Source organism: Pseudoxanthomonas sp., assembly GCF_035999195.1.
Taxonomy (GTDB): domain Bacteria; phylum Pseudomonadota; class Gammaproteobacteria; order Xanthomonadales; family Xanthomonadaceae; genus Pseudoxanthomonas_A.
In genome coordinates this window covers 1,766,258-1,779,494 of sequence record NZ_DASYGY010000009.1, presented here as the reverse complement: position 1 = coordinate 1,779,494, position 13,237 = coordinate 1,766,258, and the positions used below count along the sequence as shown (strand labels likewise).

The window sequence follows — 13,237 nt, the reverse complement described above, 5'->3', positions numbered from 1 at the left end:
ACCCATATCAGGCAGGCATCCATGGCACGCGACATCCTGAAAACCCTCAAGGCCGAACATGACCAACTGCGCGCACTGTTCGCCGAGCTCGGAGAGACGACGGACCGCGGCGTCAAGAAGCGCCAGTCGCTTCTGGAGCGGATCGAAAGCGCGTTGATCCCGCACGCCAAGTGGGAGGAAGAGATCTTCTATCCCGCCTTCCGTGACCGGGCCGACCGCGACGGCCAGCAGGTCTACGCCGAGGCATTGACCGAGCACCATGCGGTCGAGAAAACGGTGATCCCGGAGGTGCACGCTGCCTCGCCGGGCACGCCCGAGTTCGCCGGACGCGCCAAGGTTTTCGGCGAACTCATCGACCATCATGCGACGGAAGAGGAAACGACCATGTTCAAGATGGCGCGCGCCCTCTTCAATGCGCAGGAGCGCGCCGAGCTGGACGAAGCGTATGCGGAGTGGAAGGAGTCCGCCGGCGCGCAGGCGGTCATGGCAGGCGAGAAGGCCAAGGCGGCCGTCAAGGGCGCCGTCAAGAGCCTGACCCAGTAACGGGATTCCAACCGATCAGGAGAGCGAGATGAAGATCAGCGAGATGATGAGCGGCAACGTCTGCGTGGTGGCGCCTGACGACCGCCTGTCCCATGCGGCCACCCTGATGGCCGAGCACGATGTAGGCAGCCTGCCGGTGGGCGAGGACCAGCGTCTGGTCGGCTTCCTGACGGATCGCGATATCGCGGTGCGTGCGGTGGCACGAGGGCTGGGCGGAGATGCGCGCGTGCGGGAGGTCATGTCCACCGAGGTCAAATACTGTTTCGACGACGATGATGTCGACCATGTGGCGATGAACATGGCCGATCTGGAAGTGCGTCGCTTGCCGGTGGTCAACCGGGACAAGCGTCTGGTCGGGATCGTCTCGCTGGGCAACTTCGCCCAGTCGGGGGAGCGCGGCGCATCGCAGGACTTGCTGGAAGGCGTCGCGGCGCGGCATTGACATGCTGTTCGCATCGGCTGCGCTACAACGCTACTGCGCCCGATCCGCTTGAGCCATTGGCCCTGCGGATCGCGGCGCGACCTTCAGCGACCGATGCGATCCTTTCATGCGCCTGCCCGATGCTCCGCACGCGCCCCACGGGGCTCTCCGGTGACTTCGGGCGCTTCGGCGTACGCCATCGGATGCGGCCGTGCACGGATGGACCTTCATGATGGCGGATAAGGTGCTGGTGCAACGCCAGCTCTGGGCCGATGTCGTGGTCGCCGGCCGGCAGGTAAGCGAGGGCGTCGGCAGCGCGTGGCATGCGTGGCGTGGTGCGCTGGAACGGGCGGCAGAGCACTGGCCCGTCCTGGTCGCGATGGGTGTACTGCTGCTGGCCTTCCTGGCGTTCGTGCGTTTCAGGCTCCTGGCGGTCATCGTGACCCGCCAACGGCGCCACTGGCCGCAGCATCGCCTCGGTGAAACCACGGGCGCGCTTGCGGAGATGATCACGAGCGGTGTCGCCATGTGGCTCGCCGGATCGTTGTTCCTGCAGATGTTCGTGTGGGCGGCGCAGCCGGAGCCGGAGGTGCGCGCCATGGCCCGGACGCTGGTCGCGGTGCTGACCTTGGCGTCGGTGATCGCCGCGACAGGGCGAGGACTTTTACGTGTAGCGGCGTTCGGGTCGTTACCGGAAGGCGCTTCCTTCGCGCTGCGTCCGGTCGCTGCGGTGATGGCGGCCTCGCTGGTGGCGGTCGCGCTGGTTGAACAAAGTGTGGGCCTGCGCGCGATGGAAGAGGCGGCTGCCGGCGCCGTCCGGATGGCGTCCATCCCGTTGCTGGCCCTCGCCCTGGCCTTCCTGCTGTCGCGAAGCGCGCGCGCCCTGAGCCTGACGACACCCGGGGATCGACAGCGACGCATCCACGTCGTGCGCGCCGGCCTGCTGCTGGGATGGATGGTGCTGGCGCTGGTGATCGGCAGTGCGCTGACCGGCTATCTGGCCTTGTCCGCCTTCTTGGCCAAGCAGGCGGTCTGGAGCGTCGTCGTACTCGCGTGGTGGCTGCTGCTCGTATGCCTCATCCACGACGCGGGCGACTGCGCCGTGCGGCAGAAGAAGGGGCTTCAGCAGTGGTCGCGCCGGCTTGGCATCGGGACGCGCAGGCTGAGCCAGCTGGTCGTGCTGGCCACCGGGACGGCGACGGTCGTGGTCGTCTGCCTCGCGTTGGTGCTGTTGAGTGCGCCCTACGGGCTGGGCCCCGGCGATCTGGCGGGACGTGTATTCGATGATGGGGGGCGGCTCCGCGTGGGCAACCTCAGCTTCAGTCCGCTCCAACTGGTGCGCGCCTTGTTCGTGTTGGCGGTCGCGGTGCTGGCGAGCCGGCTGATCGCACGCTGGATGTCCACCCGTCTGTTGCCGACGACGCGGCTGGACGCGGGTGTACAGGCATCGGTGACCGCGCTGGTGGGATACGCAGGCGTCATCATCGGCATCGGCCTTGCACTGGCGGCGCTGGGCGTGGAAGCCAACCGCATCACCTGGGTGGTGAGTGCGCTCACGGTCGGCATCGGCTTCGGCCTGCAGGCGATCGTGCAGAACTTCATCTCCGGCCTGATCCTGCTGATCGAGCGTCCGGTCAAGGTGGGCGACTGGGTGGTCGTCGGCGACGCCGAAGGCGATGTCAGACGCATCAACGTGCGCGCGACCGAGATCGCGCTGCCGGACCGTACCACGGTGCTCGTCCCCAATTCGGAGCTGATCACCAAGGCGGTGCGCAACCGCACCTTCACCGCAGGCGAAGGGCTGGTCAAGGTCCTGCTGCCCGTCCCGGTCGTGGCCGACATCGCGCACGTCGTGGGCATCGTCGAGCGTGTCGTCGGTGAGCAGCGCGAACTGATGCGCGCTCCGCCGACGCAGGTGCAGGTGGAGGAAATCCGCGACAACAAGGTCTGGATCAGCGTCTCGGGCTACGTGGACGGCCCGCGCCAGGTCAGTCGCATACGCGGCGAGCTGCTCTACGCGCTTGTCCAGCGACTCCAGTCCAGCGGTATCGCGCTGGCCTGAACCTCAGTTCCGGACCTGCAACGAGACCAGACCTTCGGGGTCGCGCTCGACGAAGGCGGACACGCGTCCGCCTTCGGAACGGAACACCAGGTCGACACGCTGCTCGCCGACGGCGACGTCGTGGATGGTGACGTCCTGGATGCCGAACGGCAGCTCGGCACGATGCACATGGATCGCCTTGGCAGCGCCGTCCACCTGCACGCCCAGGCATGCCTGCAGCAGCATGAAGGCCGAGCCCGCAGCCCACGCCTGCGGCAGGCAGGCGACGGGGTAGGCGACGGGCGGCGCACCCTGCGTGCGTGCGAATCCGCAGAACAGCTCCGGCATGCGCATGTCGAAGTGGACTGCTGCTTCGAAGGCGCCACGCAACAGCCGGGTCGCGGCACCGCGGACGCCGCTGGCCGCCAGGCCGCTGGCGCACAGCGCGGAGTCGTGCGGCCACACGGAGCCGTTGTGGTAGGAAATGGGATTGAAGCGTGCTTCTCCGCGCGCCACGGTGCGGATGCCCCAGCCGGTGAAGAACGCCGGCGACATCAGTTGCTCCGCAACCGCCAGCGCGCGCTCAGGAGGCGCCAGGCCGAACTGCAGCAGATGGCCCGCATTACTGGTGCGCACCGCGCACAACGCGCCTTCGCCATCCAGCGCCAGACCGTAATAGCGAACGTCGTCCATCCAGAACAGGCGGTCCACCGTGGCCCGAAGTTCCTGCGCCCGCCGTGTCCAGTGTTCCGAGGCGCGGGAATCCCAGCGTTCACCCAACTCGGCCATCGTGCGCATGGCCGCATAGGCGTAGCCCTGTACTTCGACCAGCGCGATGGGTCCCTCGGCGAGCCGGCCATCGGCGTGGAAGACCGAATCGCCGCTGTCCTTCCAGCCCTGGTTGGCCAAGCCGCGGTCGCTGGCGCGGGAGTACACCAGCAGGCCACGCGGATCGGCGTCGCATACGCGCTCGATCCACTGCATGGCGGCCAGCAGTGCCGGCCAGAGTTCCTGCACGGTCTGCAGATCGCCGGTCCGCCGCAGGTAGGCGCCCGCCAGGGCGATGAACAGCGGTGTCGTATCCACGCCGCCGTAGTACAGGCCGAAGGGCAGTTCCTTCAGTGCGGACATCTCGCCCTTGCGCGTCTCGTGCATGATCTTGCCGGGCGCAGCGTCGAGGAAGGGCGACTCCTCCTTGGCCTGATGCTCGGCGAGGAAACGCAGCACGCCCTTGGCCAGGCCGGGATCCAGCCATAGGGTCTGCATGGCGGTGATCACCGCATCGCGCCCGAACGGCGTGGAGAACCAGGGAATGCCGGCGTAGGGGTAGGGCCCCGTATCCAGTTCGCTGGTCAGCAGCGCGAGATCGGAGCGGGATCGGCGCATCCACTGGTCGAACAGGGGCCCGCTGCTGGAAACCCGTGCTCCCCGACGTTGCCGGCGGCGCATGTGCCTTCGCGCATCCGATGCTTCATCCCGGTAGCGCTGTCGGGAAGGAGCCGCCTCGCGCTCCACGCCGATCTCCGTGTACAGCTCCTCCTGCGCTCCCGGTGCCAGCACCAGGACGAATTCGATGCAGCCCGGCTCCACCTGCGCCGGTGGTCGTGAGAACAGCACGGTCGAGGTGCGCTGCACACCGTCCAGCCCCTCATAGCCGAACGCATAGCCCCATTCGTCGCTCTCCGGTCCGAGCAGGCGCCCACGGGCGGCGCGCCGGCTGCCCCGCACTTCGAACATGTCGACGAAGTCGGCATCCAGCCGGAACCGCAGTGGCAGGCGGGACGGACGGTTGCCGTAATTGGTGCAGGTGATCCGTTCGAACATCCGCTGTCGGCACAGGAACCGGCTGCGGGTGATATGGATGAGGCCTTCCGGTGCGCCCATCTCGTCGATCGCGGACAGCGCGCGGTTGGTCAGGTGGGCGACGAACAGCACATTGTCCTGGGTCACCGCCGAACTGAGCAGGGCCGGCGCCTGATCGCCCAGCAGCATTTCGTAACGCGAGACGATGCGCGTATCGTGGACGAAGAAACCTTCCGCCGGCGCCACGACGTTGCCGATGGCATCGGCGACCAGGAAGCTGTCGCCGTCCTTGAGCACATAGCGGGCAAGTGGTGCGGACGCGCCCTCCATCGGTCAGGCCTTCATCCGGCGAGGCGCACCCTCCACCATCCGCAGGTAGAGACGCTCGTAGTCGGCCGCCATGCGCTGCGCGTCGAAGCGCTGCTCGAATCGAGCGCGGACGTCCGCGCGATCCAGCTGTCGACACCGCTCGATCGCGTCGACCGCCCCGGCAATCGTATCGACGACGAAGCCGGTCCGGCCTTCGTCGATGACTTCGGGCACGGAACCTTCGCGCCACGCGACCACCGGCGTCCCGCAGGCCATCGCCTCGATCATCACCAGGCCGAAGGGCTCGGGCCAGTCGATCGGAAAGAGCAGTGCGGCCGCATTGCCCAGAAACTCGGGCTTGCCCGCATCGTCGATCTCGCCGATGAACTCCACCCCGCCGCCGGCGAGCATCGGTTCGATGACCTCGTGGAAATAGCGCTTGTCGGCCGCGTCGACCTTGGCGGCGATCTTCAACGGCAGGCCCGCCAGACGGGCGATCTCGATCGCGCGGTCCGGCCGCTTCTCCGGCGAAATGCGGCCGAGGAACGCCAGGTAATCGCCGCGCGGAGCGGAAGGCGGACGCAGCACGGACAACGGCATGCCGTGGAGGACGGTCTGTTGCCAGTTGGCCCATGCGATCGGCCTGCGCTGGTGGTCCGAGATGGACACCAGCGGGAACGTGGACCAGCGCCGGTACGCTTGCGGCAGATCCTGCTTGTCCTGCCGCCCGTGCAGGGTGAACACGCACTTGTCGGCGATGTCGTCGAACAGCGGCAGGGGCAACAGGTCGATGTGGAAATGCAGTACGTCGAAATCGTCCGCAACTTCCCGGATGCCGTGCAGCATCGACAGGTGGGCTGCGACGGCGGACTTCAGGGGCGCAGGATCGAGCCGGAGCGCGACGTCGCGATGACTGACCAGCTTGGCGGCAGTGACCGAATCACCGCTGGCGAACAGGGTGACGTCGTGCCCGCGTGCGACCAGGGCCTCGGTGAGATAGGACACCACGCGTTCGGTACCGCCGTACAGCTGGGGCGGGACGGACTCGAACAGGGGCGAGATCTGCGCGATTCTCATGAGGCCACCCCTTCGCCCAGCGCACGCACGGCCATGTGCGGAAGCGCGCGAGGAACGGATGCGGGCATGGGCCCGGCGCCCGCCTCCAGACGTGCCAGGAATCCGTCCGCCCACGCGCCGATGCTGCTTTGCTGAAGCGTGTCGTGCATGGCGGACCAGCGTGCCTGGCGCTCGGCGCGCGGCATGCCACGCGCGCGGGCGATCGCGTCGGCCATTTCGTCGATATCGTGCGGGTTCACCAACAGTGCATCTCCCAGCTGGTGGGCCGCGCCGGCAAAGCGGGAGAGGATCAGTACGCCGGGATCGCGCGGATCCTGCGCCGCCACGTATTCCTTGGCCACCAGGTTCATCCCGTCCCGCAGCGGCGTCACCAGCGCCAGGTCCGCGGCACGGTAGAAGCCGGCGAGCACATCATGCGGGTAGCAGTGATTGACGTAACGGATCGGCGTCCAGTCGGGACGTGCCAGGCGGCCGTTGATATGGCCGGCGAAGCGTTCCAGCTGCTCACGCAGGTCGCGGTACTCGGGAACGTCACCGCGGCTCGGCGGTGCGATCTGAAGGTAGGTGAGACGCCCGATATCGTCGGGATGGGCGTCGAGATACGAAGCGAACGCCTGGAAGCGTTCCGGCAGTCCTTTCGAATAATCCAGCCGGTCCACGCCGATCGCCAGGCGGCGATCCTCGAGGCTGCGGCGCAGCGCCGCCACCGCCTCGCAGCCGGCGGCCGAGACCGCATCGCGGGCAACCTGGGCGGCATCGATACCGATGGGAAATGCCTCGATGGTGCATGTGCCCGCGTCGATCCCCATCGCGTCGAAATAGCGCTGCAGGTTGTCCGCGTCGGCCTGGGTCTGCACCCCGACCACATCGTAGTGGGCGAGGGCGGAGAACAGCTCGCGATGATCCGGCAGCATGCACAGCACATCCCATGACGGGAGTGGAATATGCAGAAAGAATCCGATGCGCTGGCCAAGCCCGCGCGCCCGCAGCGCAGATGCAAGCGGGATGAAGTGGTAGTCATGGACCCAGACCTCGTCGTTGCCGCGCAGCTCGCGTGACAGCGCGTCGGCGAAGCGCTCGTTGACGGCGAGATAGCGCGCGTACTCGCTGCGGTCGAAATGGATGAGGTCCACCCGGTAGTGCAGCAGGGGCCAAAGCGCGCGGTTGGCGAACCCGTGGTAATAGCCCTCGAACTCATCCTCCGGTACGTCGATCAGGCAGAAGCGGATGCCGTCGCCGATCTGTACGCGGGAAGGTCCATCACCGAACTCGCCGCTCCATCCGAACCACACGCCACGACGCTCCTTCAGCACGCCGTGAAGCGCGACCGCCAGGCCACCGGCCTGGACTGCGCCCGGCAGCGCCACGCGATTGGATACCACGAACAGTCTGCTCACTTCCTTTCTCCTTGTCGGTCTGCTCCGCATGCTTCTTCCGCTAGCCAGTGCAGCACCTCCTGTGGGTTGCGCAGCGTGAAGCGCGCTGCGCTGGCGCGTCGTTCCTCACCCACCCGCACACTGATTCCACCCAGTGCATTGACAGCGACGAAACCGGGCTCGTCCGCCGGATCGTCGCCGGCGAACACCGGCACGCGCCCGGCGAACGGCGCGCGGCGCATGAAGTCGGCGATCGCCATGCCCTTGTCCATGCCGTCGGGACGGATCTCTATCCCGTGGTGCCCGATGTGCAACCGGTGGCTTGGCATATCGATTTCGAAACGTCGTGCAAACGCGGTCATCGCATCGGCCGCGGCCGGCGCGGCGCGCCAATGCAGGTACAGGCACGGGCCATGCGCTTCGACCAGGGCGCCCGGATATCGATCCGCAAGGCTGACCGCTTCCTCCACCCAGGTTGACGCCACGGGCGGAAAACGTGAGTCGGATGCGCCGGGTCGCTGCTGAACGCCGTGGAGGCAGGCGGCATGGGCGGGCACATGTGGCCGCATGAGCGCATCGAGGGCAGCCAGGCTCCGACCTGTCACCAATGCCAGCGCGCCACCCAGACGATCCTGCAACCGCATCACTACCTGGCGAACACGGTCCTCCAACACCACCGCGTCAGCCCGCGCCACATGCGCCGTCAACGTGCCGTCGACATCGAGGAACAGCGCCCAGTCATCGCGCGGGGGAGGAGGAGATCGATCGCCTTCGTTCTGGCTCATGACCCCAATCTAGGGGGCCGCACGTGATACCGGCGTGGAGCCGGATGTAAAACTCAATCCCGCGCTTTCGCGGGAATGAACGGCGAGACCGGATCGCTCGCCGGAAAGGTTTCCTCAAGTGCCTCGTCCTGGTTGTCGCTCGCGTGGTCTTCGCGCACGCGGCGTTGGCGTTCCGTCTCCCGGACAGTGCGAGGCTCGTCGGGCGCAGGCGGATCCTTACGATCCCGGGTCATGTCGAATCTCCGCGTCGGTAACGTGAAGGAGTGGAGTGCAAGGGAGCAACGGGCGGCCCGAAGGACTGCTGCATGCATTGAGAGAGCCGGGGATGCACACTGCACCCCGGCTCATCCGGCGAGCTACACCAGTATTCGCCGCACAAGGATCACGAGGGGGCCGAAGGCGAACTTGGCCGGGATGCGTCCTTCGGTTGCGGACGGGGCGCATAGCGCCGGCGGGTCGCGACCATCGCCGCAAGCTGTGGCGCCCGCGCCTTGCTCCAGCGTGCGCCCCATCGGATGCCGGCTGCAGGTGATCGTACTGCTATGACCTGGGGCGGCGACAGCGCCGACCCTTTCTGGACGCGGATCTCCACCACCCACCCCATGCGCTGCCGGCGCACCTCGAGAATGTCGACGTTCTCCAGCATGAGGCGATGCCGTCCATCGCTGTCCTCGACCCAGCGGAAGCAGTCGGGAAGACGTGCGGGAAGTGCCTTGGTCATGCCCGGGCCCCCTCAGTGCGATCTACCATCCCCGACTCGCCGCTCGCCTCGGCGCAATGCGCGCAGCAGAACATGCGGCCGTCGCTTTCCGCACCGTGGCCGATGATCCGGCAACCGCAGTGGTCGCACGAGGGCGCAAACGCGTGGATGGCGCACTCGAACGAATCGAAGGTGCCGCGTCGGCCCTGCTGCTCGATCGTGAAGGCCTTGTCATAGGAATTTCCGCAAACATCGCAGCGGTTCATGAGGTACTCCTTTCAGTTCTGGATGGAGTGGCGCCCCACACGGGCGTCACTCCTGTTCTGCCGACGGCTCCGCTCATGGCGATGATGCGTTGCTGTCCTCGATCGTCTCGTCCGTACCGGCCGCATCGGAACGCACCGACGTCCGAGGCTGCGCGCCCGCAACGCGGATTTCGTTGCACACATCGCGCACGCCGCTGCAGCCATCGGCGATGTCCTCCGCGCGATGCTTCATCCAGCGGCTTTCGACCGTACCCCGAAGCGTGGCGACGCTATCGCTCACCTCTACCTCGATACCGCTGGCATCCAGCAATGCGTCTTCCGTCAGCCGCTCGTTGAGATCCTCGGCGATCCGTTCGTCGGAACGGCGGTAACCCTTCGGCCCGTGGCCACGAAAGCCGCCGTAGTCGTCCTCTCCTTGCCGTCCGCGATAACGGTCGACGCCGGCACCGGCGTACTGACCGTATCCACCCTGACCACGTTCGGGCTGGCCGTAGCCGCTGACGCCCAGATCCGCGTCCGCCGAACGGCGATAACCATGCCGGCCCTGGCTGTAGCCCGTCCGATAACCAAGCGAATCACTGCCATGTCCCGGCATGCCGGCGCGCCCTGCGTTCTGGCTGTCGGCATCGAAGCCGCCCTCGTTCTCATACTGCTCGCGTGCGTAGGATCGGCCCGCACCCGACCGGGAGGATGTCTCCGCATACCCGGCATAGTCCTGCAGGTCTGGTTCGCGTCCGGGTTGCGGCCCGAACGGCGCACGGCGACCCTGCCTCGCGCTCTCCGCACCGCGGAACGGAGCCTCGTCGCGCATGCGATCGCTGTGTTCCGTCCATGTGCGCGAGCCGCGCGCTCTGCCTCGGTCTGCGGCCTCCTCGTCGCCCCCGGTGCGATACACCGCGTGGCGCTGCTGGTCTTCTTCGTAACGGCTCATGTCGTGTCTCCGGTTGTTCCACCAGGCGCGGCTCTCGTCGAGCAGGCGCGCCCCCAGGGTTTGCAGATCGCCGATGGCGGCCTTGAATTCGGTTCCTACATGTTTGTCCACCTACGCTTCTCCAATGGCACGTATGTAGGGTTACGCAATGTGCGTGCCAGTCCCGATGCGGCCGAGAACGCGACGAGGGCCGGATTCGGCACGTGAATGCAGGCAGATGTTTCAGCCCAATGAACATCTTTCTTGGGGTTGGTATCCAACGACCAGGGAGCAGCCGTTTCGGGTGTTGGCATGGTGATTGCGTGGCATGTCCCACCTGAGAAAAGATGGAATCCACACATGAACATCCGACACCACGCCATCATCGTGCTGTTCGCGCTTTTCGGTGTCGGCTCGACAGGCTGCGACCGACGGGACGATCCCTCGGTCGATGGCGACAGCAAAGTGGTGGGCTCTCCGCCCGGTGAAATCGTCGACACCGGTGCTGACGCATCGGCCCAAGCCGACAGGATGCCGCGTTACCGCACGCCGGACAGGCCGGCCTGTAGCGGCGAGGGGCGCGATGGCTGCGACGAGCGCGTGGATGTCGATAACAACTCGCAGCGTACGGAACAGGCGACCGAGGCTTCGCACCGGGAGCCATGATTGGCCATCGTTTGAAGGTGCTCAGCCGGCGGGCGGTGGTCCCGTATCCGATACCGCAAGCAGGTCCACGCAACGCCCCAGCGCACGCTCCATTCGGTCCAGCGCCTCATGCACCTCACGCCGGTCGCTGTATTCCAGTTCGCGCCGCAGCAGCAGCAGGCCGACGGCCAGCACGTTCAGCTCATTGCGCAGTGCGTGCAGGCGTCGGCCGCTCAGCACGAGCGTCTTCTCGCCAGATGGTTGTGGACGGTCCTGACGCTGACGCCCAGGCTCCGTGCCGCCGCGGTCTTGTCGCCTTGATGAAACGCGAGTGTCCGGTCCAGTAGCCGATCCTGGACCTCCTGGAACGTCATGCCGACCCGGAAGCGAAGCTCGTCAGCATCCGCCATATCCGGCAGATGCTGCAGAGGCACCACATGTACCTCGCGGCCCTCCTGACGCAGATACGCGTACTCCGTGGCCGCGCGCAGTTCGCGCACGTTACCGGGCCAGGGATACTGTTCGAGCAGGGGTATGCAATCTGGTGCCAGCACCTTCGTGTTGCCGGTTTCCCTGTTCATCGCCTCGACGAAGCGCTGCGCGAGCAGGCCGATGTCGCCACCGCGCACGCGCAGCGGAGGCAGCGTGATCGGATAGCGCGCCAGCCGGTAGTACAGATCGGGACGGAGGCCTCCCACAGCACCCTCGGCCCGATGGGTCGCCGCCACGATGCGGACATCGACGGGAATCTCGGCGTTGCCACCGAGCCGCACCAAGTGGCCGGTCTCCAGCACGCGCAACAGATAGACCTGCAGCGATGCAGGCATGTCGCCGATTTCATCGAGGAACAGCGTCCCGCCCTGCGCCTGCTCGAAAACACCGAGATGGCGTGCGTTTGCGCCGGTGAATGCACCGCGCTCGTGGCCGAACAGCTGGCTGCCGAGCAGTTCGCCGGGAATGGCCCCACAGTTCACGCACACCAGCTTGCCGGCGCGGCCACTCTGGGCATGGATGGCACGCGCGGCCAGTTCCTTGCCGGTACCCGTCTCGCCGGTGATCAGCACGCTCAGCGCGGTGGGGGCAACGCGCGCGATGTCTTCCCGCACGCTGCCCATGACGTCGCTGTGCCCGACCAGAAGGTGGGACTGCGCTTGCCTCGCGTGCTGCCGAAGCTCGAACTGCGACAGCGTCTGCCGCAGCAGTTGATCCAGTTCCTGCGGACGGAGCGGTTTGCCGATGAAGCGGGTGGCGGGCGTGGCGACCGCGCGACGGATCTCGTCGCGGTCCTCAGTGCCCGACACGAACACGATCTGTCCGGAATGTGCGTTCGGCATCCGGGCGATCACGTCCAGACCGGTCCCGTCGGGAAGCGCCATGTCGAGCATGGTGAGATCGGCGTCGTGTCGCGCCAGCCAGGGACACGCTTCGGCGACACTGTGGAAGCGATGGGTATCGAAGCCCCTGCTGCGCGCTACCTGGGCGAGGAAGGCACTGAAGTCCTGATCGTCATCAACAATGGCAAGCGTTGGTGCTAGCACGGAACATCTCCTGTCACCGTCAGACCGTATAGCGCACGAGGCGTTACTTCGGTGCGATGGGATCGTGGACGGACCGATGCAGGAAAAATCTGCGCGATCGTGAAGAAATTTCACGGCATCGCAGTTCCATGACCCGATGCGCCGGCTTCACGAAGTGGCATGTGTCTTGCGTCACATCCCGGAACGCACGCGTTTCAAGGAACCGCCATGCGACTCACCACTCTGATGTTTGCTGTCCCCGGCCTGTGGATGCTGGCAGCTTGCCAACCCGATGAGACGGATCGCGTGGAACCGTCGACGAGAACCGAGCGCCCGGCGCCCGCAACTGCAGCGGCGGCGGATGGCACTGCCAGCGTATCCACACAAGGACCGGCGACGCTTCGCCTCTCCCGTGGAAGTCCTTCCTATCTGGTGGACGGCAGCGGTGCCTCGATGTATTTCGTGGAAGGCAACACCGATGGCTCGCAATGCGATGCGACCTGTGAACACGCCTGGCCACCGGTGATGTCCGCGTCCGCCCAGGCCGAGACCGGCGTCCAGCCATCGCTGATGGGACGGCTCGAGCGCGCAGACGGACAGACCCAGCTGACGTACGGCGGTCATCCGCTCTACCGTTATGCCGGGGACGCCGGTGCAGGACGCACCTCGGGACACGGGGTGCAGGACCGTTGGGGAACATGGCACCTCGTGTCGCCATCAGGCGACGCGCTGGAACACGAGGTCAGCGCCGACAATCCGACGGAGCGTGATCCACCGTCAGCGGATGACACGCGCCCCGACCATGTGAATCGACCCTGATGTGTCATGCCGCGTCGCGCACGGC

The 13,237-nt window shown here is 66.5% G+C and carries 15 protein-coding genes; 5 read left to right on the top strand and 10 right to left on the bottom strand.

Annotated features, from left to right (window positions below; translation table 11 throughout):
* Positions 1 to 21 precede the first annotated feature (21 nt).
* The 3 genes from VGN58_RS15355 (at position 22) to VGN58_RS15345 (ending at position 3,026) form a co-directional block, all read left to right on the top strand.
* Positions 22 to 543 (top strand): hemerythrin domain-containing protein, encoded by a 522-nt coding sequence (locus tag VGN58_RS15355; protein ID WP_327484047.1) that lies wholly within the window; start codon positions 22 to 24, stop codon positions 541 to 543.
* Positions 544 to 571: 28 nt separating this feature from the next.
* Entirely contained in the window at positions 572 to 985 is a 414-nt protein-coding gene (locus VGN58_RS15350) for a CBS domain-containing protein (RefSeq protein ID WP_327484046.1), read from the top strand.
* Between the two features lie 208 nt (positions 986 to 1,193).
* Complete coding sequence (locus VGN58_RS15345) at positions 1,194 to 3,026, top strand: mechanosensitive ion channel domain-containing protein (RefSeq protein WP_327484045.1); 1,833 nt, start codon at positions 1,194 to 1,196, stop codon at positions 3,024 to 3,026.
* Positions 3,027 to 3,029: 3 nt separating this feature from the next.
* Here the strand turns inward: VGN58_RS15345 and VGN58_RS15340 are convergent, their stop codons facing one another.
* From VGN58_RS15340 to VGN58_RS15305, 8 genes are all read right to left on the bottom strand, one after another.
* Positions 3,030 to 5,138: an amylo-alpha-1,6-glucosidase gene (locus tag VGN58_RS15340; protein ID WP_327484044.1), complete on the bottom strand. Its 2,109-nt coding sequence runs from the start codon at positions 5,136 to 5,138 to the stop codon at positions 3,030 to 3,032.
* A 3-nt stretch (positions 5,139 to 5,141) separates the two neighbouring features.
* Complete coding sequence (locus VGN58_RS15335) at positions 5,142 to 6,194, bottom strand: glycosyltransferase family 4 protein (protein ID WP_327484043.1); 1,053 nt, start codon at positions 6,192 to 6,194, stop codon at positions 5,142 to 5,144.
* Positions 6,191 to 7,591 carry an alpha,alpha-trehalose-phosphate synthase (UDP-forming) gene (locus VGN58_RS15330; protein ID WP_414710830.1) on the bottom strand — a complete coding sequence of 467 codons (1,401 nt, stop codon included), beginning with the start codon at positions 7,589 to 7,591 and terminating at the stop codon, positions 6,191 to 6,193. Before VGN58_RS15330 ends, VGN58_RS15335 begins: the two co-directional genes overlap by 4 nt.
* Positions 7,588 to 8,355: a trehalose-phosphatase gene (otsB, locus tag VGN58_RS15325; RefSeq protein WP_327484042.1), complete on the bottom strand. Its 768-nt coding sequence runs from the start codon at positions 8,353 to 8,355 to the stop codon at positions 7,588 to 7,590. Before otsB ends, VGN58_RS15330 begins: the two co-directional genes overlap by 4 nt.
* A 53-nt stretch (positions 8,356 to 8,408) precedes the next feature.
* A complete protein-coding gene (locus VGN58_RS15320; RefSeq protein WP_327484041.1) occupies positions 8,409 to 8,588 on the bottom strand; it encodes a hypothetical protein in 180 nt (59 codons plus the stop codon).
* A gap of 149 nt (positions 8,589 to 8,737) precedes the next feature.
* Entirely contained in the window at positions 8,738 to 9,076 is a 339-nt protein-coding gene (locus VGN58_RS15315) for a hypothetical protein (RefSeq protein WP_327484040.1), read from the bottom strand.
* Positions 9,073 to 9,321 (bottom strand): hypothetical protein, encoded by a 249-nt coding sequence (locus VGN58_RS15310; protein WP_327484039.1) that lies wholly within the window; start codon positions 9,319 to 9,321, stop codon positions 9,073 to 9,075. The genes VGN58_RS15315 and VGN58_RS15310 overlap by 4 nt, the downstream gene beginning before the upstream one ends.
* A 73-nt stretch (positions 9,322 to 9,394) precedes the next feature.
* Complete coding sequence (locus tag VGN58_RS15305; protein ID WP_327484038.1) at positions 9,395 to 10,363, bottom strand: BON domain-containing protein; 969 nt, start codon at positions 10,361 to 10,363, stop codon at positions 9,395 to 9,397.
* Positions 10,364 to 10,591: 228 nt separating this feature from the next.
* Here VGN58_RS15305 and VGN58_RS15300 point away from each other — a divergent pair, with 228 nt between their 5' ends.
* Positions 10,592 to 10,897 carry a hypothetical protein gene (locus tag VGN58_RS15300; RefSeq protein WP_327484037.1) on the top strand — a complete coding sequence of 102 codons (306 nt, stop codon included), beginning with the start codon at positions 10,592 to 10,594 and terminating at the stop codon, positions 10,895 to 10,897.
* Between the two features lie 21 nt (positions 10,898 to 10,918).
* Here VGN58_RS15300 and VGN58_RS15295 read toward each other — a convergent pair whose 3' ends face one another.
* Both VGN58_RS15295 and VGN58_RS15290 read right to left on the bottom strand, forming a co-directional pair.
* Positions 10,919 to 11,116, bottom strand: a complete 198-nt coding sequence (locus VGN58_RS15295; protein ID WP_327484036.1) for a hypothetical protein — start codon at positions 11,114 to 11,116, stop codon at positions 10,919 to 10,921.
* Entirely contained in the window at positions 11,110 to 12,414 is a 1,305-nt protein-coding gene (locus VGN58_RS15290) for a sigma-54 dependent transcriptional regulator (protein WP_327484035.1), read from the bottom strand. Before VGN58_RS15290 ends, VGN58_RS15295 begins: the two co-directional genes overlap by 7 nt.
* A gap of 207 nt (positions 12,415 to 12,621) precedes the next feature.
* Here VGN58_RS15290 and VGN58_RS15285 point away from each other — a divergent pair, with 207 nt between their 5' ends.
* A complete protein-coding gene (locus VGN58_RS15285; protein ID WP_327484034.1) occupies positions 12,622 to 13,212 on the top strand; it encodes a hypothetical protein in 591 nt (196 codons plus the stop codon).
* Positions 13,213 to 13,237 lie beyond the last annotated feature (25 nt).

Bases quoted from the DNA above. Each gene is read 5' to 3' on its own strand.
- VGN58_RS15355 (WP_327484047.1), top strand. From the start codon at position 22: ATGGCACGCGACATCCTGAAAACCCTCAAGGCCGAACATGACCAACTG.
- VGN58_RS15350 (WP_327484046.1), top strand. From the start codon at position 572: ATGAAGATCAGCGAGATGATGAGCGGCAACGTCTGCGTGGTGGCGCCT.
- VGN58_RS15345 (WP_327484045.1), top strand. From the start codon at position 1,194: ATGATGGCGGATAAGGTGCTGGTGCAACGCCAGCTCTGGGCCGATGTC.
- VGN58_RS15340 (WP_327484044.1), bottom strand. From the start codon at position 5,138: ATGGAGGGCGCGTCCGCACCACTTGCCCGCTATGTGCTCAAGGACGGC.
- VGN58_RS15335 (WP_327484043.1), bottom strand. From the start codon at position 6,194: ATGAGAATCGCGCAGATCTCGCCCCTGTTCGAGTCCGTCCCGCCCCAG.
- otsB (WP_327484042.1), bottom strand. From the start codon at position 8,355: ATGAGCCAGAACGAAGGCGATCGATCTCCTCCTCCCCCGCGCGATGAC.
- VGN58_RS15320 (WP_327484041.1), bottom strand. From the start codon at position 8,588: ATGACCCGGGATCGTAAGGATCCGCCTGCGCCCGACGAGCCTCGCACT.
- VGN58_RS15315 (WP_327484040.1), bottom strand. From the start codon at position 9,076: ATGACCAAGGCACTTCCCGCACGTCTTCCCGACTGCTTCCGCTGGGTC.
- VGN58_RS15310 (WP_327484039.1), bottom strand. From the start codon at position 9,321: ATGAACCGCTGCGATGTTTGCGGAAATTCCTATGACAAGGCCTTCACG.
- VGN58_RS15300 (WP_327484037.1), top strand. From the start codon at position 10,592: ATGAACATCCGACACCACGCCATCATCGTGCTGTTCGCGCTTTTCGGT.
- VGN58_RS15285 (WP_327484034.1), top strand. From the start codon at position 12,622: ATGCGACTCACCACTCTGATGTTTGCTGTCCCCGGCCTGTGGATGCTG.